General features: G+C 67.9%; 17 protein-coding genes. 9 read left to right on the top strand and 8 right to left on the bottom strand.

All coding sequences use genetic code 11. The features are described from left to right. Positions 1-97: 97 nt before the first annotated feature. From hisD to pdxA, 6 genes are all read left to right on the top strand, one after another. Positions 98-1,387, top strand: coding sequence for a histidinol dehydrogenase (gene hisD, locus FRZ61_RS17840; protein ID WP_151119003.1), 1,290 nt, complete (start codon positions 98-100; stop codon positions 1,385-1,387). 78 nt (positions 1,388-1,465) lie between these two features. Continuing rightward, complete coding sequence (locus FRZ61_RS17835) at positions 1,466-2,467, top strand: LacI family DNA-binding transcriptional regulator (RefSeq protein WP_225308872.1); 1,002 nt, start codon at positions 1,466-1,468, stop codon at positions 2,465-2,467. 2 nt (positions 2,468-2,469) lie between these two features. Beyond that, complete coding sequence (locus FRZ61_RS17830; RefSeq protein WP_151119001.1) at positions 2,470-3,042, top strand: hypothetical protein; 573 nt, start codon at positions 2,470-2,472, stop codon at positions 3,040-3,042. Between the two features lie 34 nt (positions 3,043-3,076). Then, complete coding sequence (locus FRZ61_RS17825; RefSeq protein ID WP_151119000.1) at positions 3,077-3,955, top strand: N-acyl homoserine lactonase family protein; 879 nt, start codon at positions 3,077-3,079, stop codon at positions 3,953-3,955. Continuing rightward, entirely contained in the window at positions 3,955-5,169 is a 1,215-nt protein-coding gene (locus tag FRZ61_RS17820; RefSeq protein ID WP_151118999.1) for a four-carbon acid sugar kinase family protein, read from the top strand. The genes FRZ61_RS17825 and FRZ61_RS17820 overlap by 1 nt, the downstream gene beginning before the upstream one ends. Further along, a complete protein-coding gene (gene pdxA / locus FRZ61_RS17815) occupies positions 5,166-6,197 on the top strand; it encodes a 4-hydroxythreonine-4-phosphate dehydrogenase PdxA (protein WP_151118998.1) in 1,032 nt (343 codons plus the stop codon). The genes FRZ61_RS17820 and pdxA overlap by 4 nt, the downstream gene beginning before the upstream one ends. A gap of 13 nt (positions 6,198-6,210) precedes the next feature. Here pdxA and FRZ61_RS17810 read toward each other — a convergent pair whose 3' ends face one another. The 3 genes from FRZ61_RS17810 to FRZ61_RS17800 form a co-directional block, all read right to left on the bottom strand. After that, positions 6,211-6,807 carry a putative 2OG-Fe(II) oxygenase gene (locus tag FRZ61_RS17810; protein ID WP_151118997.1) on the bottom strand — a complete coding sequence of 199 codons (597 nt, stop codon included), beginning with the start codon at positions 6,805-6,807 and terminating at the stop codon, positions 6,211-6,213. A gap of 16 nt (positions 6,808-6,823) precedes the next feature. Beyond that, entirely contained in the window at positions 6,824-8,863 is a 2,040-nt protein-coding gene (locus FRZ61_RS17805) for an NADH:flavin oxidoreductase (protein ID WP_151118996.1), read from the bottom strand. A gap of 270 nt (positions 8,864-9,133) precedes the next feature. After that, positions 9,134-10,690: a trimethylamine methyltransferase family protein gene (locus FRZ61_RS17800; RefSeq protein ID WP_151118995.1), complete on the bottom strand. Its 1,557-nt coding sequence runs from the start codon at positions 10,688-10,690 to the stop codon at positions 9,134-9,136. Positions 10,691-10,794: 104 nt separating this feature from the next. On the opposite strand from FRZ61_RS17800, the gene FRZ61_RS17795 reads away from it, so the two are divergent. Further along, positions 10,795-11,706 carry a LysR substrate-binding domain-containing protein gene (locus FRZ61_RS17795; protein WP_151118994.1) on the top strand — a complete coding sequence of 304 codons (912 nt, stop codon included), beginning with the start codon at positions 10,795-10,797 and terminating at the stop codon, positions 11,704-11,706. 12 nt (positions 11,707-11,718) lie between these two features. On the opposite strand, the gene FRZ61_RS17790 is transcribed toward FRZ61_RS17795, so the two are convergent. The 5 genes from FRZ61_RS17790 to FRZ61_RS17770 form a co-directional block, all read right to left on the bottom strand. Next, entirely contained in the window at positions 11,719-13,134 is a 1,416-nt protein-coding gene (locus FRZ61_RS17790) for an amidase (protein ID WP_151118993.1), read from the bottom strand. Positions 13,135-13,147: 13 nt separating this feature from the next. Then, positions 13,148-14,560 (bottom strand): amidase, encoded by a 1,413-nt coding sequence (locus FRZ61_RS17785; protein WP_151118992.1) that lies wholly within the window; start codon positions 14,558-14,560, stop codon positions 13,148-13,150. 241 nt (positions 14,561-14,801) lie between these two features. Continuing rightward, a complete protein-coding gene (locus FRZ61_RS17780; RefSeq protein WP_151118991.1) occupies positions 14,802-15,155 on the bottom strand; it encodes a cupin domain-containing protein in 354 nt (117 codons plus the stop codon). 472 nt (positions 15,156-15,627) lie between these two features. Further along, positions 15,628-16,866 carry a 5-aminolevulinate synthase gene (gene hemA / locus FRZ61_RS17775; RefSeq protein WP_151118990.1) on the bottom strand — a complete coding sequence of 413 codons (1,239 nt, stop codon included), beginning with the start codon at positions 16,864-16,866 and terminating at the stop codon, positions 15,628-15,630. Positions 16,867-17,093: 227 nt separating this feature from the next. Next, on the bottom strand, positions 17,094-18,002 hold the full coding sequence (locus tag FRZ61_RS17770; protein WP_191909087.1) for a DMT family transporter: 909 nt from the start codon (positions 18,000-18,002) through the stop codon (positions 17,094-17,096). A 148-nt stretch (positions 18,003-18,150) separates the two neighbouring features. Here FRZ61_RS17770 and FRZ61_RS17765 point away from each other — a divergent pair, with 148 nt between their 5' ends. Together FRZ61_RS17765 and speB are read left to right on the top strand one after the other, a co-directional pair. Further along, entirely contained in the window at positions 18,151-18,969 is an 819-nt protein-coding gene (locus tag FRZ61_RS17765; RefSeq protein WP_151118988.1) for an enoyl-CoA hydratase/isomerase family protein, read from the top strand. Between the two features lie 48 nt (positions 18,970-19,017). After that, positions 19,018-19,998 (top strand): agmatinase, encoded by a 981-nt coding sequence (gene speB, locus FRZ61_RS17760; protein WP_151118987.1) that lies wholly within the window; start codon positions 19,018-19,020, stop codon positions 19,996-19,998. Positions 19,999-20,234 lie beyond the last annotated feature (236 nt).

The raw sequence follows: 20,234 nt of genomic DNA, 5'->3' as shown, positions 1-20,234 counted from the left end.
CGGGCGCCCGGCCGGTCACGAGGCCGGCCGGGCGCTCTTCTACCGGGAACGGGGGCAAGAGGCCGCCGTCCGACATCGAAGATCAAGTGAGGAAGACATGATTCGGCAGATCAAGACGGGCATCAGCGACGCCGAGAAGCATGATGCCGACGTCAAGGTTCGGCAGACGGTCGAGGCGATCCTGGAAGACGTGGCCAAGCGCGGCGACGTCGCGGTGCGCGAGCTCTCGGCCAAGTTCGACAAGTGGGAGCCCAAGGAATTCCGGCTCACCAAGGCCGAGATCCAGGCCCTGATCGACAGCCTGCCGGCGCAGACCATTGCCGACATCCGATTCGCCCAGGCCCAGATCCGCCGCTTCGCCGAGGCCCAGCTCTCGACTCTGCGCGAGATCGAGATCGAGACCATTCCGGGCGTGCGTCTCGGCCAGAAGAACATTCCCGTGAGCAGCGTGGGCTGCTATGTGCCCGGCGGCCGCTATCCGATGGTGGCCTCGGCCCATATGAGCGTGCTGACCGCGCGCGTGGCGGGCGTGAAGCGCGTCATCGCCTGCACCCCGCCGCTCAATGGCAAGCCGCCGGCGGCCACGGTCGCCGCCATGGCGCTGGCGGGCGCCGACGATATCTATGTGATGGGCGGCGTCCAGGCGGTGGCCGCCATGGCGCTCGGCACCGGTTCGATCGCGCCGGTCGACATGCTGGTCGGCCCCGGCAACGCCTATGTGGCCGAGGCCAAGCGGCAGCTCTTCGGGCGCGTCGGCATCGACCTGCTGGCCGGCCCGACCGAGACGCTGATCATCGCCGACGACACGGCCGACGCCGAGATGTGCGCGACCGACCTGCTGGGCCAGGCCGAGCACGGGCCGACCTCGCCAGCGATCCTGCTGACGACCTCGCCCAAGCTCGCCAACGGCATCGAGGCCGAGGTGCAGCGCCAGCTTCGGACCCTGCCCACCGCCGACGTCGCCAGCGTCGCCTGGCGCGACTATGGCCAGGTCATCCTCTGCGACAGCGACGAGGAGCTGGTGTCCGAGGCGGACCGGATCGCCTCCGAGCACGTCCAGGTCCTGACCCGCAACCCGCAATATTTCCTGGACCGGATGGCCAACTACGGCGCCCTGTTCCTGGGCAAGGAGACCAATGTTGCCTATGGCGACAAGGTGATCGGGACCAACCACACCCTGCCGACCAAGCGCGCCGCCCGCTATACCGGTGGGCTCTGGGTGGGCAAGTTCATCAAGACCGTGACTTACCAGCGCTGCAACGAGGAGGCCAGCGTCGTCATCGGCGAATATTGCTCGCGGCTCTGCGCCATCGAGAACTTCTCCGGACACCAGGCCCAGGCCGATTTGCGTGTGCGCCGCTATTCAGGGAAGAATGCCGCCGAATGACAAAGAGGGGGCGGTGGGGTCATGACTCGCGGGAACGGCCGCAGATCGGTTTCTTCGGGCAAGCCGAGAACGGGACCGGTGACGGCCAAGCAGGTCGCGCAGGAACTGGGCGTCTCTCAGTCGATGGTCTCCCGCGCCTTCACCAAGGAGGCCAGCATATCGGCCGATATGCGGCAGAAGGTGATGGCGGCGGCCGAGCGGCTCGGCTACAAGCCCAACGCCATGGCCCGAACGCTGATCACGCGCCGCTCGGGCATCGTCGGCATCGTGATGGGCGACCTCACCAATCCCTTCTACCCGGAAGTGCTGGAGGTGCTCTCCAAGCGTCTCCAGCAGAACAACCTGCAGACCTTGCTCTTCAACGTGCCGACCGGCCAGGAAGTGGACGACGAGCTGCCGCTGCTGCTGCAATATCAGGTCGACGCCGTCGTCATCACCTCCGCCACCATCTCTTCGGCGATGGCGCGGTCCTGCGCGGCGCGCGGCATCCCGGTCCTGCTGTTCAACCGCTATGTGCCGGGCTCCGGCGTGCATGCGGTCTCCTGCGACAACTATGAGGGCGGCCGCACCGTGACGCGCTACCTGATCGAGCGGGGACATCGGCGGCTGGTCTATGTGGCCGGCAAGCCCGAAACCAGCACGACCATGGATCGCGAGCGCGGCGTCAACGATCTCCTGGCGGAGCTCGGCATGAAGCTCTGGGGCCGCGAGGAAGTGGCCGAATATACCCACGAGCAGGGCCGCGAGGCGGCGCTGCGGCTGCTGCGCGGCAAGCGCCGGCTGCCCGATGCGATCTTCTTCGCCAACGACATCATGGCCATCGGCGGGCTGGACGCGATCCGCGGCGAGCTCGGCCTGCGGGTGCCCGAGGACATCTCGGTGGTGGGGTTCGACGACATCCAGATGGCGGGCTGGCCCTCCCACAGCCTGACCACCGTGCGTCAGCCGATCGGCGCCATGGTGGAGAAGACCGCCCAGCTCCTGGATCTCTCGGCGGCGGGCAAGCTGCCCAAGCCGCGCTCGCATCTCATTCCCGGCGAGCTGGTCGAGCGCAGCTCCTGCCGGAACCGGAGGAAATGACCATGCGGATCGACCATAGCCTGCGGCCGGAACGCTCGCCGCTGTCCGATGGCGGTAATACCGCCGCGACCGCGGCCTGTTGCGAGGATCACGGTGCGGCCAGCGCGGAGCTGCTGTCGCAGACGCTCGACGATGCGACGGTCGCCTATGTGCTCGCCACGCGCCCGCAGTTCGAGGGGCTTCGGCAGGCCGCGAGCCAGATCGCCGGGCTTCTGGTGCTGGCGGCATCGGGCGCGCGCTCGATCAACCAGGAGCATGCGATGCTCGACACCGCGCGCCGTGCGCATGCCGAGGCGGCCGACGGGCTCGCCCGCGCGGTTCCGCCCGCCCGCGCGCGCCATCATCACCATCATCTGACCGAAGCCGCAGAGGTGATCCGGCTGGCGCTCGAGCGCGCGACCGAGAGCATGCACGACTACGCCGCGGGCCGTCGCGACATCGATACCGCGCTGGCGCCGCTCAAGGCCGGCTATCGGCATCTGCAATGGGCGGCCTCGGCGCTGCCCGGTTTCGAGCTGATCGACTTCCAGGGCGCCTGCTGCGCCATCGCCACGCCCGCGCCGAGCCTGTCCTGAGCTCGCCACCAAGATCGCAAGAGAGGAAGAGACCATGGGCAAATATTCGATCTGGGTTCTCGAATACAGCTACGTCAAAAGCTACCACATGAGCGGCATCATCTACGGTGCGCACAACGAGGGTTATCGCAAGCTTCCCTACTGCTATGTCCTGATCAAGGGCCCGAACACGGCGGCCATGGTCGATGTCGGCTACAACAACAAGGACTATGGCGGGGTGATGGCCAAGAATTTCGGCGTCGAGAACTGGCATCCGGCCCGCACGGTGCTGGCCGAATGCGGCGTGAAGCCGGAACAGGTCTCCGACGTCTTCATCACCCACGCCCATTTCGACCATCTCGGCGGCACGGACGACTTCCCCAAGGCGACCTTCCATATCCAGGAGAAGGAGCTGTCGAAGTGGATCTGGGCCATGTCGATGGGCCATCAGTTCAAATGGCTGATGAACGCGACCGATCCCGGCGACATCATGCGCGCGGTCGATCTGGCCAAGCAGGGCCGCCTCTCGGTCGTCGACGGCGACAAGGAGAACGTCCTGCCGGGCATCGATCTCTACGCGGCCTTCGACAGCCACACCTGGGGCTCGATGTTCGTGTCGGTGCGCAACGACCAGAAGAGCCACAGCGACGACACCTGGATCCTGGCGGGCGACCTGATCTACTGCTTCGAGAATCTCCGCGGCCGCAACCCGAGCGACGGCAACTACATCCCGGTCGGCCTCGCGGTCGGCAGCCAGACCAACCTCCTGCTCACCACCCATAAGATGCTGGGGCTGGTCGGGCATGAGCTCAAGCGCGTGATTCCGATCCACGAGGAGGGCCTCAAGGACGCCTTCCCCTCGCGGATCACGAAGAACGGCTTGCGCATCACCGAGCTCTGCCTCGGCGAAGGGGAAACCAGCCGGGTTCATTGATGGCGCCCTTCACGCCGCCGGCGGAGGACGGCGCCCCGCTCCTGTCCGAGGACCGGGCGCCCCCGCCGCCGGTGGTCCGCATTCTGGCCGACGACCTTACCGGCGCGCTCGACACCGGCGCGCAGTTCACGGGGCGGATCGGCGCCGTGCCGGTCTCGCTCGGCGAAGCTGTGGGCCGCGCGAGCCTGGCGCTCGATATGGCCACCCGCGACGAGCCCTGGGCCACGGCGCAGGCACGCCTGCATCGGCTCGATGGCTTCTTCGCGGGGGCCGACATCGCTTATTGGAAGATCGACAGCCTCTTGCGCGGCCATACGCTCCAGGACATCGCGGCCGGCATGGCGCTGGGCGGCTATCGCAGCTGCCTGCTGGCGCCGGCCTTTCCCGCGCAGGATCGCGTGACGCGCGGCGGCATCCAGCTCTATCGCGATCGCACCGGCGCCTGGCGACCTGCCGGGCCGTCCCTGCCCGAGGCCCTGCGCGCCCTGGGCGTGGCCGCCCGGCTGGTCGCGTCGCCGGCCGAGATCGACGGGGAGGGGGTCCTGGTCTGCGATGCGGCGAGCGACGGCGACCTGGCCGCGATCGCCGCGGCGGGGCAGGCTTTGGCCCGCCGGCTGGAGGGTAGGCTCCTCTGGTGCGGTTCCGCCGGCCTCGCCCGCGCCATTGCCGGCATGCCGCCGCCGATCGTCCGCCCGCGCCTGGCGTCGATGCTGATCGTGGTCGGTTCCGATCATGCGCAGTCGCGCGCGCAGGTGGCCCGTTTCGCGGAGCTCTTCCCGGCGCAGCATCTCGAGATCGACGCGATCTCGCCCGATCCCGCGGCCCGGCTCGGCGCTCTGCTGAAGGCCGGCGAGGCGGCACTCGTTTCCTTTCGCCTCGGCCTCGCGGCGGAGCCGGTCGAGATGATGGGCCGCATCCGTCAGGCGCTGGCCGCCTTCCTGCCCTCGGTCGAGCGGCCGGGCGGGCTCATCGTCACCGGCGGCGAGACCTTGCGCGCGATCTGCGAGGTGTTGGGCGCCGAATGGCTGATGGTGGCGGGCGAGGTTCGTGCCGGTATCCCGGCCTCGCGGCTGGTGGGGGGAAGGTGGGACGGGCTGCCGGTCCTGTCCAAGTCCGGCGCCTTCGGCCAGGCGGAGACCCTGGTCGAGCTGTCGGGGGCGATGGAGAAGGCCGCCGTGAGCGGCCGGCAATTTCAGAGTGGAGAACGAGCATGACGCGCCCGACCAGCATCGCGATCACCATGGGCGATCCCGCCGGCATCGGCCCCGAGATCATCGTCAAGGCCCTGCCGGCCTTCGCGCCGCGCCTCGCCAGCGGCGAGCTGGAGCTGGTCGTGGTCGGCGCCCGCGATTGCTTCGGCGAGACGGCGAAGCGCCTGGGGCAGGCCGGATTTGACCTGCCCTCGATCGACCGCTCGACGCCGCGGGCAGGCCGCGCCGTGTTCCTGGATGCCGGGCAGGCGGCCCAGCCGATCAGGCCCGGCACCACCTCGGCCGAGGCGGGAAGGCTCGCCTATCGCGCGATCGAGGAGGCGGTGCGGATGGCGGTCGCGGGCCGCGTCGACGCCATCGCCACGGCGCCCATCAGCAAGGAAGCGCTCAACCTGGCGGGCTTCCATTATTCGGGCCATACCGAGCTCCTGGCCGATCTGACGGGTGCCCGCGATTCGGCGATGCTGCTGCTCCATGGCGACATGCGCGTCAGCCATGTCTCGACCCATGTGGCGCTGGCCGAGGCCGTGAAGCGGCTGACGCCGCAGCGCCTGCGCCGCGTGATCGAGATGACGCTCGATGTGCTGAGGAAGCTCGGCATCGAGAAGCCCAGGATCGCGGTGGCGGCGCTCAACCCGCATGCGGGCGAGGGCGGCATGTTCGGGCGCGAGGACATCGAGGTCACGACGCCGGTCGTGGCGCAGTTCCGCGACGAGGGTCACGCGATCGAGGGGCCGGTGCCGGGCGATACGGTGTTCGTGAAGCTGCGCGGCCGGCGCTATGACGCCGTGGTCGCGATGTATCACGACCAGGGCCACATACCGGTCAAGCTGCTGGGCTTCTCGGTCGATCCGAAGACGGGCCAGTGGGAGGCCTTGAGCGGCGTCAATGTCACGCTGGGCCTGCCGATCCTGCGCACCTCGGTCGATCACGGCACGGCCTTCGACATCGCCGGCAAGGGCATCGCCAACGAGCGCAGCCTGATCGAGGCGGTCGACTGCGCGATCCAGCTCGGCGCGGGGCGGGGATAGGCGCCGGGCGGCTTCAGGCCGGCGCCAGGTTCCAGGTCAGGGTGATGCGCGGGCGCTCGCCGGTGTAGGGGTTGACGCCATGCACCAGCCAGCCCGGGAACAGGATCATCGTCCCGGGCTCGAGCTTCGGCATGAAGGGATTGGTCAGGCAGTCGGGCTGGTCCCGGCAGCAGGCGGGCACGCGCGGATCGAAGACGGCGAACTGTCCGGAAATCGGATCCCGTGGATCGGGATCGCCGAGATCGAGGAAATAGACGATGCTCACCGCCGCTCCCGGATGGCTGTGCGGCATCGAATAGTCGCCCTGGCGATAGATGTTGGCCCAGCTCTCCAGCACCCTCAGCCCGGCGACGCCATGGACGCGCCGGTAGAACTCGCAGGCGCGCGCCTCGACCAGATCGGCCTCCGGCACCTCCCATTCGGCGACGCGATCGACCTTGGTGCCGCCGAAGGCGCGGATATAGCGGCGCGCGAAGCGCGAGCCCTGGGCCAGCCTCAGGATCGCGGCCATGAGCGCCGGGCGATGATCCTCGCTGTCGGCGAAGCGGGTGAGGGTCAGCTCGGCGTTCTTCTGCCGCCGGACCCGCTGCCCTTCGGGCCAAGTCTCCATCGCCGATGCCCCGTTCTCAGAAGTCCTTCGCGAATCTCAGCGCATCATAGATGGCGGCGTGGATGTTGCGCGAGGACACGGCGTCGCCGATGCGGATCAGGCGATAGCGGCCGGCGGGATTGCGGACCAGGGTCTGCGGCTGGCCCGCGATCAGGGCCTTGTAGCTGACCTCGCCGCGATTGACCGAATCCGGCCGGAGCGCTTCGTAAAGGTCGGCGTTGGGCAGCGTGCCATGCTCGACCACGACCTGGTCGACCTCGCGGGTCTCGACATAATCGCCGAAATCGCTGCCGATCACCGCCTGCAGCCGGTTGCCCGCGCGCTTCACCGCCAGGAGCCGGCGCAGGATCGTGATCCGCACCCCATGCTGCTGGAAGATTTCGGCATAAGGCACATGGTTGAGGCCGCCGATCTCGGGCGCGAAGAAGCGCTCGGGGCTGACGACCTCGAGCTTAGAGCCGGTCTCGGCGATGGCCTCGGCCGCCTGCATGCCGGGATGGGCGCCGTTGTCGTCGAACAGCAGAACGTCCTTGGCCGGTTTCGCGTCGCCCGAGAGGATATCCCAGGTGGAGACGGTGAGTTCGGTACCGGTTTCGAGCGCCGGCGCCTGCGGCAGGCCGCCGGTCGCGATCACCACGATGTCAGGCGCCTCGGCCGTCACATCCTCGGCCTCGGCCCATTTGTTGAAGCGCAGCGCGACGCCGAGCTTCTCGAGCTGCTGCATGCGCCAGTCGACGATGCCCAGGAGCTCGCGCCGCCGCTTGGCGCGGGCCGCCAGCCGGATCTGGCCGCCGGCCTCGTCCGCTGCCTCGAACAGGATCACCTCATGGCCGCGCTCGGCCGAGACGCGCGCCGCCTCGAGCCCAGCCGGACCGGCGCCGACGACGACGATGCGCCGTTTCTTGCCGGTCGTTCTTTGCACGATCTGCGGCATGGTCGATTCGCGGCCGGTCGCGGGATTGTGGATGCAAAGCGCCTCGCCGCCTTCATAGATGCGGTCGAGGCAGTAGGTGGCGCCCACGCAAGGCCGGATCTCGATCTCGCGGCCTTCGGCCACCTTGCGCGCCAGATGCGGATCGGCGATGAGGGCGCGTGTCATGCCGACGAGATCGAGCTTGCCCGAGGCGACGGCATGGCGGGCCGTCGCCACGTCGGCGATGCGCGCGGCGTGGAGGATCGGCACGCCCAGCTCACGCTTCATCTCGCCGACGAAGTCGAGATGCGGCGCCGCCTTCATGCCCATGACCGGGATGACCTTGGCCAGCGCCGCGTCGGTGTCGATGAAGCCGCGGATCACGTTGATGAAGTCGACGCCCTCGGCGATCATGCGCCGGGCGATGGCGAGGCCTTCGGTGCGGCCGAGGCCGCCCGGCCTCGCCTCGTCGAGCACCATGCGGGCACCCAGCAGGAAGTCCGGGCCGACGCGCTCGCGGATCGCCTTCACCACCGCAAGCCCGAAGCGCATCCGGTTCTCGAGCGAACCGCCGTAATTGTCGTGGCGCTTGTTGACGGCGGGCGTCCAGAACTGGTCGACCAGATGGCCGTAGCATTCGATCTCGATGCCGTCGAGGCCGGCCGCCTGCATGCGCTCGGCGCCGTCGGCATATTGGCCGATCCAGCGCTCGATATCCCAGTCCTCGGCCTCCTTGGGGAAGGCGCGGTGGGCCGGCTCGCGCACCACCGAGGGGGCGGCCACCGGCAGCCAGTCCGCCTTGTTCCAGCCGGTGCGCCGGCCGAGATGGGTGAGCTGGATCATGACCGCGCAGCCCTCGCCATGGCAGTCCTCGGCGAGCCGCTTCATCAGCGGCACGATCTCGTCCTTGTAGGCATGGAGATTGCCGAAGGCGGCCGGCGAATCCTCCGATACCACGGCCGAGCCCGCGGTCATGGTCAGCGCGATGCCGCCCTTGGCCTTCTCCAGGTGATAGAGCCGGTAGCGCTCCTTCGGCAGCCCGTCCTCGGAATAGGCCGGCTCGTGCGCGGTCGACATCAGCCGGTTCTTGAGAACCAGATGCTTGAGCGTGAAGGGTTGAAGCAGGGGATCTTTGCTGGACATCGGTGTGCGTGCTGGATGGGACCGGGGAGAAAGTGGAGCCGTGGGCGGCGGGGATGACATCACCGCCGAGATTGATGCCTTGTCGCTAGCGCTCCTCCGTCATCCCCGCGAAAGCGGGGAACCATCCTGATCCAGAGCGCCGAGCTTTGCCATGGATCCCCGCTTTCGCGGGGATGACGAATGAGCGAGCGGGGATGACGGGAGAGTGAGCGAGGATGACGCGAGAGTGAGCGGGGACGACGGGAGAGCGAACGGGGATCAAACGAGGCATCAATGCCACATGTCCGGCTTGTCGGTCTTGCGCTTGGTGACGAAAGCCGTGAGCGCCTCGTCGACGGCCGGATCGAGCGGCGGCGCCTGATATTCCTGGAGCAGGCGGCGGAAGCGCGCATTGGCGCGCTGCATCGCGTCGCGCCCGCCCTCGTCGCGCCACTGCTCGAAGGAATTGTTGTCGGCCGTGTCGGAATCCCAGAACGCGGTCTCGTAGTTGGCCAGCGTATGGGCGCAGCCGAAGAAATGCTTGCCCGGCCCGACCTCGCGGAAGGCGTCGAGGGCGAGCTGGTTCGGGTCGAGCGAGAGCCCGGCCATATAGGTGTGGAGCGAGGCGCAATAATCGGCGTCGAGGATGAACTTCTCGTAGCCCATGGTGAGGCCGCCCTCGAGCCAGCCCGCGGCATGGAGGATGAAATGGGCGCCGCACTGGACGGCGGAGAGCATCGAGACCGTGCTCTCGGTCATGGCCTGGCCATCGGCGATCTTGGAGGAGGAGAACGCGCCCGAGCAGCGCAAGGGCAGGTTCAGCCGCCGCGCGAGCTGGCCGACCACGAGCGAGCCCAGGGCGGGTTCCGGCGTGCCGAAGGTGGGCGAGCCGGAGCGAAGCGCCATGGAGGAGAGGAAATTACCGAAGATCACCGGGCAGCCCGGACGCACCAATTGCGTGAGCGCGCAGCCGGCCATGGTCTCGGCCAGCGATTGCGCGATCGCCCCGGCCGTCGTCACCGGTCCCATGGCGCCACCCAGGATGAAGGGCACCACCACGGCCGCCTGGTTGGCGCGCGCATAGGCGCGGAGCGCATTGGTCATGGTGGCGTCGAACACCAGCGGCGAGTTGGCGTTGATATTGCCGAGGATGACGCAGTTCTTCTCGACGAACTCGCGGCCGAACACGATGCGCGCCATCTCGATCGAATCCTCGGCCCGCTCCTCGGCCGTGACCGAGCCCATGAAGGGCTTGTCGGAATAGCGCAGATGCGCCGCCACCATGTCGAGATGACGCTTGTTGACGGGGATGTCGACCGGCTCGCAGACCGTGCCGCCCGAGTGATGCAGCCAGGGAATCGAGTAGGCGAGCTTCACGAAATTCTCGAAATCCTTGAGCGTGCCATAGCGCCGGCCGCCCTCGATGTCGCGCACGAAGGGCGAGCCATAGGCCGGCGCGAAGACCACATGGTTGCCGCCGACCGTGACGGAGCGCGCAGGGTTGCGCGCATGCTGCACGAAGCTCGAAGGCGCGCTCTTGAGGATCCGGCGCAGCAGGCCCGGCTCGAAGCGCACCAGCTCGCCCTTCACGTCGGCCCCCGCTTCGCGCCAGAGCCGGATCGCTTCCGGATCGTCGCGGAACTCGACCCCGACCTCCTTCAGGATCTGGTCGGCCGCGGTCTCGATGGTGGCGAGCCCTTCCTCGCTCAACAGCTCGTAGGTCGGGATCTGCCGCTCGATGCCGGCGATGACCGCCACGGTCCGCTGGCCTTGGGCACGCTGGCGCTGGCGCGCCGTCCGTCCGCCACGGGTCCGTCCTGTCGCTTCATTTGCCGGCTCTGCGGTCATGGCTTTTCGCCCTTTGCCTGATCGTCCCTGCTTTCCATAAGTTTATCAGCGATCTATCCTAAGGGTGGTCCGGAAAATTCTTCGGTTTTGGATAAGTCCCGCTTATGGAAGACCTGCGCCGCCTGATCCTTTCGCCGTCGGCCTTGCTCGCCTTCGAGGCCGCTGGCCGGCATATGTCCTTTTCCGGTGCCGCCGAGGAGCTGCGCCTGACCCAGGCCGCCATCAGCTATTCGATCAAGCGGCTGGAAACGGCGCTGGGCGTGACGCTGTTCCACCGGGCGCACCGGGCCGTCAGCCTCACCGAGGCGGGCGAGCGCTTCTTCCACGATGTCTCGATCGGGCTCGCCCATATCCGCCGCTCGGCGGACGCGATCCGGCGCGAGCGCGAGCCGGGCCATGTGACGCTTTCGGTCTCGACGGCCTTCGCCAGCTACTGGATGGTGCCGCGGTTGGCCCGCTTCCATGCCGCCCTGCCTCATATCGATCTGCGGCTGCAGACGGTCGACAAGGATGTCGATCTCGCCCGCGAGGCGATGACATTGGGCGTCCGCCGCGGCGATGGCAACTGGCCCCAGTTCGATTCCATCCTGCTCTACCGGGAGGAGATCCATGCCGTGGCCAGCGCCGCCTATGCGGCCACGGTCGGCGCGCCGGTGCCGGCTTCCCGGCTGCCGGAGCTGAAGCTGATCCATCTCGACGAACCTTATCGCCCGCGGCCCAACTGGACCGACTGGTTCGCGCAAGCGGGTGTGCGCTGGAGCGACCGCGGCGAGGGGCTGCGGCTCAACGACTATGCGCTGGTGCTGCAGGCGGTGCTGGAAGGCGAAGGCATCGCGCTCGGCTGGCACCACATCATCGAAGGCATGACCGCGCGCGGCGTGCTGGTGCGGGCCTGCCGCGAGAGCTTCCTCTCGGGCCAGGGGTTCTACCTGGTCTGGCCCAAGGGCACCACGCTCGCCCCCGACACCGCCCAGGTCCGCGACTGGCTGCTGGCGGAGGCGGGAGCAGCACCGTAGCGCCGGGGCTTCCTACAGCTTCGGCCGGTATTTCCGCCAGGGCCGCAGCGTCTCGAAGGCGGCGGCGGCCTGGAACACCGTGAGGTCGTCGAAGGGCCGGCCCACGATCTGCAGCCCGATCGGTACGCCCGATTTGGCGAAGCCGCAGGGCACGCTCGCCGCCGGCAGCTGGCTCAGCATGTTGAAGGGGAAGGTCATGACCCAGCCGATCTCGGATTCGACCTTCTTGCCGTTGATCTTGAGGGAGCGATCGGCGGGATTGTAGGCGGCGGGCTGGGCCGGGATCGCGAGGGTGGGGCAGAGCAGCACCTGGCAGCGCTTCAGCACCGGCGCCAGCTTCTCCCACATCGCCACGCGGATGTTGAGGCTGTCGGCATAGGTGAAGCGCCTGGCGACGTCGTTCCGCGGCGTGTAGGCGCGGATATAGTCGGTCAGCAGTTTCCGCTTGTGCCGGGGCAGCAGCCAGGGCGGCTCGAAATCGTTCTCGCGCGCATGGGCGAGCCAGGCCTGCAGGATGGTCTTGGGCCAGCCCAGATCGATCTCCTCGATCTCGGCGCCGGCCTCGCGAAACACGTCGAGTGCCTTGCGCGTCGCCTTCGCCACCTCGGGATCGACCTCGAAGCAGCCGAGGTCGGGCGAATAGGCGATGCGCCAGCCCTTGATCCGTTCGTAGCGCTCGGGATAGCGCAACCTCTCCCTCACCGAGGTGATGTCGCGCCGGTCCTGGCCCGCGATCACGTTCATCATCAGCGCCGCGTCGGCGACCGAGCGCGTGACCGGGCCGAAGACCGCGTAGCCGTTGAGATTCCAGGGCTGGGAATGGGGCACGCGGCCGGTGGGCGGCTTGAAGCCGAAGACGCCGCAGCAGGAGGCCGGCACGCGGATCGAGCCCGCATAGTCGCTGCCGTCCGAGAGCACGGTCATGCCGCTCGCGACCGCAGCGGCCCCGCCGCCGGTCGAGCCGCCGGCGTTGTAGCGCGTGTTCCACGGGTTGCGGGTGATGCCCCAGAGCCGCGAATGGGTGATGCAGGAGGCCGCGAATTCGGGGTTGGTGCTGCGTCCGATCAGGACCGGCTTGGCCGCCAGCATGCGCTCGACGAAAGGCTCGGTGACCTCGTCGACATTGTGCTTGTAGAGCAGCGAGCCGAAGGTCGTGACATAGCCCTTGATCTGGTGGATGTCCTTGATCATGAGCGGCACGCCTTCGAACGGCTTGGTCGGCCGCCCGGCGGCATAGCGTTTCTCGGCGTTGCGCGCCTGGATCAGGGCCTGGTCGAAGAAGGTGTAGGTGAAGGCGTTGACCTTGCCGTTCACCTTGTGGAACTGCGCCTCCATGGCCTTGAGCAGCTCGACCGGCGAAAGCTTGCGCGCCTTGAAGGCGGCGATCGCTTCGGTCGCGGTGATGAAAGCGAGATCCTGGTCGGCCATGCGCGGGATTTCCCTAGATCTTCGGCCGATGCTGCCGCCAGGGGCGCAGCCGCTCGAAGGCCGCCGCCGCCTGGAACACGGCGAGATCGTCGAAGGGGCGCCCGACGATCTGCAGGCCCACCGGCACGCCCGACTTGCCGAAGCCGCAGGGAACGGTCGCCACCGGCAGCTGGCACAGCATGTTGAAGGGGAAGGTCATGCACCAGCCGATCTGCGGCTCGACCTTGCGGCCGTTGATCGTGAAGCTGTCGTCGAGCGGATCATGCTCGGCCGGCACGCTGGGCACGGCGAGCGCGGGGCACAGCAGGATCTGGCAACGCTCGAGGATCGGCTCGAGCTTCTCATACATGGCGGCCCGGATCTTCAGGCTCTGGGCGTAGCTCGTGCCGACGGCATAGAACTTGCCCTTGCGGCCGCTGTTGTAGCTGCAGAGGAGGGCCCGTTCCTGGCGCGGCATCTTGGCGATGGGCACGAGCTCGTTCTCGCGCGCATGGGCGATGAAGCCGCGCACCGTGTCCTCGGTCCAGCCGAGATCGACCTCTTCGATTTCGGCGCCGGCCTCGCGGAAGGCCTCGAGCGCGTCGCGGGTCGCCTTGGCGACGTCCGGCGCCACCGGGAAGAAGCCGAGATCGGCCGAATAGGCGATCCGCCATCCCTTGATCGGCTTGTATTGGGCGGGATAGCGAAGCCGCTCGCGGACCGAGGTCAGGTCGCGCGGATCGAAGCCCGCGATCACGTTCATCATCAGGGCCGCGTCGGCGACGCTGCGGGTGACCGGCCCGTGCACCGCGAACGGATTGAGATGCCAGGGCGGCGCCGTCGGGATACGGCCGAAGGGCGGCTTGAAGCCGAAGACGCCGCAGGCCGAGGCCGGGATGCGGATCGAGCCGGCATAGTCGCTGCCGTCCGAGAGGACCGTCATGCCGGCCGCGACCGCGGCCGCGCCGCCGCCGGTCGAGCCGCCGGCGTTGTAGCGCAGGTTCCAGGGATTCCGGGTGACACCCCAGAGCCGGGAATGCGTCACGCAGGCCGAAGAGAATTCGGGGCAGGTGCTGCGGCCGAGGATGGCTGGGTTCGCGCGCTGCATGCGCTCCACGAAATACTCGGTCTCGGTGTCGACATGGTCCTTCAGCAGCAACGAGCCGTTGGTCGTGATCTGGCCCTTGATCGCGAACTCGTCCTTGATGACGAGCGGAACGCCTTCGAAGGCGCGGGTCGGCTTGCCCGTCGCGTAGCGCGCTTCGGCCTTCTTCGCCTGCTCGCGCGCGCGGTCGAAAGAGGTGTGGGTGAAAGCGTTGATCTTGCGATTGACGGCATCGTGGCGGGCGATCACCGCATCCAGCAGCTCGACCGGCGACAGGGTCTTGGCGCGAAATTTCGCGATCGCCTCGGTCGCGCTGATGAAGGCCAGATCCTGATCGGCCATCGAATCCCCCGCCCTCGAGCCGTCGGCCGCCCGTTTCTCGCCCCGAGCACCGGCAGATCGACTCGCCACGCCCCCGAGCCGTATCGGTGAGCGCGGCGAGACTATCGCTCTAAGCCATTGGATTCAATGATAGTGTAAGCGATTACCACCGCTCCCGAGGGGCGGGTTGGTTGAGCCGCGACAATCATCCCGTGCGTTGAGTCTTCGCTTTGCGACCGGCGATGGGTGCGGGTGCGCCCGCTTATTTAATCCCGTGCCGCTGACGCCAATCGACGGGGAAAAGGGTGTAGCAGACCGTCGCCCTGTCGCCTTCGTAGCGCAGCGGCGTGTTCTCCGGGATCCAGATCACGTCGCCGGGCTTCGCGTCGTAGACATCCTTGCCGACACGCAGGCGGAAATTGCCCTCCAGCACCACGACCATCTCGTCATAAAGCACGGTCCATTCGATCGAGCAGCCGTCGAACTGTGCAAGCCCGGCGCCGATGGTCTTGCTGATGTCGGGCCCGATCAGTCGCGCGATGCTGGCCTTGCCCGGTGGCCCGCCATAGGTGTCGAACTTCATCTCGCTGCGCTTGAAATGTTTCACGCCGGTCATGCGGGAGCTCCCTGTCGAGAAGATGAGGCTGCGGACGTTACGTCATTCCCGCCTTCGAGCGTGTGAAGAAATCGGCGATGCCAAAGAACTCTCTCGCCCCCTCCCCTTGCGGGAGGGGATAGGGGGAGGGGCGATGCCGTGCGAGATCCTGGCAAATAAGCGGAGCCTGATCTGCTCGGGCTCGCTCGCTTGGCGCCCTGTCTGGGCCTTCTGCCTCCAGAGCGGTGATTGATCGCAGGGATGCCCCCGGCTGCGTCCGTGGCACCCTTCCCCCAACCCCCTCCCGCAAGGGGAGGGGGCTTGAGTGTTTGCTACGCCCTTGCGTGGTGCTCTCGATTTCTTCAGGCGCTCGAAAGCGGGAATCCACGAACACGAACCGCGATCGATTATGCACGGCCTATGCTCATGGATGCCGGCCTGCGCCGGCATGACGACAAGGGCAGTGAGACCCGGGAGAGCGCCCCCGTTGCCGTCACTCCGCCGCGGCGGGATGGCGGGCGGGGGCGAGGGGAAGGCCCAGCGTTTGCCAGGTCTCGACCATGGCGGCGGCCAGCGCCGCGATATGCTCGTCGCTGTGGAACGGCGTCGCGGTGAAGCGCAGCCTTTCCTCGCCGCGCGGCACGGTCGGGTAGTTGATCGGCTGCACATAGATGGCGTGCTGGTCGAGCAGCCGGTCGCTGGCCTGCTTGCAGAGATGGGCATCGCCGACCTTGACCGGCACGATATGGCTTTCCGAGCTCATGACCGGCAGGCCCGCCTCGGCGAAGACCCGCTTCAGGCGCTGTGCGCGTTCATGCAGGCGCACGCGCTCGACGGCGCTGCCCTTCAGATGGCGGACGCTGGCGAGCGCGCCCGCCGCCACCGCCGGCGCCATCGAGCTGGTGAAGATGAAGCCCGGCGCATAGGAGCGGACGAAATCGACCAGCGCTGCCGAGCCCGCGATATAGCCGCCGACCACGCCGAAGGCCTTGGCCAGCGTGCCCTCGATCACGGTCAGGCGATGCATGAGCCGGTCGCGCTCGGCGATGCCGCCGCCGCGGGGACCGTACATGCCGACCGCATGCACCTCGTCGAGATAGGTCATCGCGCCGTGGCGCTCGGCCACGTCGCAGATGGCGCCGATGGGGGCGATGTCGCCATCCATGCTGTAGACGCTCTCGAAGGCGACGATCTTGGGCCGGGTCGGATCAGCACGGCCCAGGAGCTCGTCCAGGTGGGCCACGTCGTTGTGGCGGAAGATATGCTTCTCGGCGCCCGAATGGCGGATCCCCTCGATCATCGAGTTGTGGTTGAGGGCGTCGGAGAAGATCACCGCGTTGGGAAGGACGCGGCCGAGCGTGGAGAGCGTCGCCTGGTTCGAGACATAGCCCGAGGTGAAGAGCAGCGCCGCGCCCTTGCCATGCAGGTCGGCCAGCTCGCGCTCGAGCAGGACGTGATAATGGTTGGTGCCGGAGATGTTGCGGGTGCCGCCGGCGCCCGCGCCGCAGCGCTCGATCGCCTCGGCCATCGCCGTCAGGACCGCGGGATGCTGGCCCATGCCCAGATAGTCGTTCGAGCACCAGACGGTCACATCCTGGATCCGGCCGTCGGCGCGATGGCGGCGCGCGCGCGGGAACTGGCCGGCGCAACGCTCGAGATCGGCGAACACCCGATAGCGGCCTTCGCGCTTCAGATCGTCGACCTTCGCCTGGAAGAAGCTCTCGTAATTCATCGCATCCCCGCCCGACCGGCTGCCGGACCGCTCCGCGATCCACCCCAGCCCTCGCACTCTGCCCAGCCTTCTTGGCCGTTTTGCGGCGCCCTTTGTCGCAGGTTTGTCTTCATGGTCAAAGTTGCAATTTGTCGCTCTGGCAAAGACTTGTAATTCCTCATTTGGGTCGGCGGGGGCGACCCGCCAAGGCCTTGCCGGGAGCGGGGGCCGGGCCGACTCCGCCGGGTTCAGGCCGTCCGACGGGCCGGGAGCGCGCGGAGCTGGGCCTGCAGCAGCCCCAGCAGGACCAGGGCCGTGCCGGCCAGCTGGAGCCAGGTCGGCGCCTGGCCCATCAGCGCCAGAACCAGGATGGTGATGATCGGCATCAGATTGATGAACAGGGAGGCGATCACCAGCCCCAACCGCTGTACGCCATAGTTCCAGAACATCATGGCAAAGGTGATGCCGCCGATCCCGATCCAGAGGACCAGCCCGACATCGCCAACGCCGCGAACCGGCGCCGGCAGCAGGCGGGCATCGCCCAGGAGGCCGGCCAACAGATAGAAGAGAACGATCATGACCACGCCGGGACCGAGCGTCGTGGTCGTGATGCGCAGCTGCGACCAGCCTTGCAGCCAGCGCTGGGCCGCCAGCGAGTACCAGCTCCACATGAGCATCGCGAGCAGGATCAGGGGTTCGCCGCCGCGCACCGCGAACGGATTGTCCGCCTGTCCGGGGTCCCAGGTGGCGATTCCGCAGCCCAGCACCGCCAGTGCGATGGCCGGAAACATGCGCCGTTCGATGGGCTGGCCGAAGCAGGTCCGTCCTACCACCGCGGCCACGGCCGGGGAAGCGGCGCTCAGGATCGCCACCATGATCGGGTTGGAGCTGTCGAGGCCCAGATTGTAGGTCGGCCCGAACACCCCCGCGCCCGCGGCGCCCAGGACCCACAGGCGCCAGGCGGGAACCGGCAAGGCGGCGCGGCCGGCCGCCGGCTCGCGCCAGCGCATGAGCAGCCAAAGTCCCGCATAGCCGGTGCCGAAGCGCGCCACGGACAGGAACCAGGGATCCCAGTTCTCCAGCAGCACCGCCGAGGCAGGAATCGCCGTAGCCCAGGCGACGACCGTGAAGAGAAGCGCCAGGTTGGGGGCGAGCATGACGGGCGGGACCGGCCAAGAGAAGGACCCCGGAGAAGAGGCCCTGGACATCGCGGGCGCATGTTGCCGAGCCCTGGCAGGCTGGTCAATAAATGGTGGCCATTGTGAAAATGCGGTCCACGGCGCCGGATCGCGAAGGGAGAGGCGAATGTCCTACGACACCATCCTGTTCGAGATGCAGGGGCCCGTCGGCCTGCTGACGCTGAACCGCCCCGACAAGCTCAATGCGATCAACGGGCGGATGGTCGAGGAGGTCAATGCGCTGCTCGACCGCATCGAGCGCGACGCGGCCGTGCGGGCGCTGGTCGTCACCGGCGCGGGCCGGGCCTTCTCGGCCGGCTTCGACCTGACCGAGGGCGCCGGTCGTCCCTGGAACACGGTGGGCGATGTGCGGCCGGTGCTGCAGGCCGATTTCGATTTCGTGATGCGCTTCTGGCACAGCCTGCTGCCGACCGTGGCGGCGGTCAAGGGCTATGCGCTGGCGGGGGCCTGCGAGCTCGCCATGGCCTGCGACATCACCATCGCCGCGGCCGGCGCCCGCTTCGGCGAGCCGGAGCTGCGCTTCGGCAGCGGCATCATCGCGCTCCTCATGCCCTGGCTCTCCGGACCCAAGCGCGCCAAGGAGGCGCTCTTGACCGGCAACGACAAGATCTCCGCCGAGGAAGCGCTCGCCATGGGGCTCGTCAACCGCGTCGTGGCGGAGGGCGAAGAAGTGAGGACGGCGCTGGCCATCGCGCGCGAGATCGCGATCAACGACCGGGAAAAGGTGCGGCTCACCAAGCAGGCGATCAACCGGACCTACTCGATCATGGGCTTCGAGCAGGCGCTCGCCATGGGCCTCGACGCGGATATCCAGATCGAGGCGCTGCAGACGCCGGAAGGCAAGACCTTCCGCGAGATCCGCCAGCGCGACGGGCTCAAGGCGGCGCTCGCCTGGCGCGACGCGCGATTCGCGAAAAAGGACTAGGCTCGGTTTTCCATCGACAAGAAGAAAAGACGAGAGGGAGGATTCCACATGAACGACCACAGCCCACGCCAGAACGAGCCGCTGCGCCCGATCGATTCCGCGGTCATCCCGCGCTTCGCCCATATCGCGACCTTCATGCGCACGCCTTACCGGCCGAGCGCCGCCGGGCTCGATATCGCGCTCGCCGGCGTGCCGTTCGATCTGGGCTCCACCAACCGCGACGGTCCGCGCCACGGACCCGCGCAGATCCGCGAGATGTCGCGCCTGATCCGGCAGGTGAATCCGACCACGCGCGTCGCTCCCTTCGAGCTCTGCCAGGTCGCCGATGTCGGCGACGCGCCGGTCAATCCGCTCGATGCCGCCGGCAGCATCGACAAGATCACCGCCTTCTTCGCCGACATCGCCAAGGCGGGGGCGGCACCCGTCTCCGTCGGCGGCGACCATACGGTGACGCTGCCGATCCTGCGCGGGATCGTGAAGAACGGGCCGGTCGGATGCGTCCATTTCGACGCCCATGCCGACACGCTCGACGAGCTGTTGGGCTCGCGCATCAACCATGCGACGCCGTTCCGGCGCGCGGTCGAGGAGGGGATCATCGATCCCAAGCGCACGCTCCAGATCGGCCTGCGCGGCACGCGCTACAGCGACGAGGACATCCAGTACGGCTACGACGCCGGCATGCGGATCATCACCATGGACGATTTCGACGAGATGGGCCGCAAGGAGGTCGTCCGCGAGATCCATCGCGTGGTCGGACAGCATCCGACCTATGTGACCTTCGATATCGACGGTCTCGATCCGGTCTTCTGTCCCGGCACCGGCGCGCCGGAGCCGGGCGGGCTCACCATGCGCGACGCGCAGGTGGTGCTGCGCGGCCTGATGGGTCTCAATCTGATCGGCGGCGATGTTTGCGAGGTCTCGCCGCCGCTGGATCCGCAGGGGCACACAGCGCTCAACGGCGCCAACCTGATGTTCGAGATCCTTTGTATCGTCGCGGATTCGGTCGCTCGCCGGAAAGGCGGACGGTAGGCGTCGCCGATAGTCGGGCCGAAACCGGACCATCTCGGCGACCTGAACCACCATGGCCGGATTGCCGTGGCAAGGCGCCGCAGCCAGAGGCGAGAGTCCGCCGATCGCTGATATCCCCCAACCGCCGGGGGATTGATCTCTCTTGTTCGTCCGCATGTTGGGTGGCGCCGGGAACGAATTCGTGTCGGCATCGCCTCTGCTTCTGCGGGTCGCGCATGGCGGATCTGCGCGCCGCG

The organism is Hypericibacter adhaerens (assembly GCF_008728835.1).
GTDB lineage: Bacteria > Pseudomonadota > Alphaproteobacteria > Dongiales > Dongiaceae > Hypericibacter > Hypericibacter adhaerens.
This window is presented reverse-complemented; position numbering and strand designations above follow the sequence as displayed.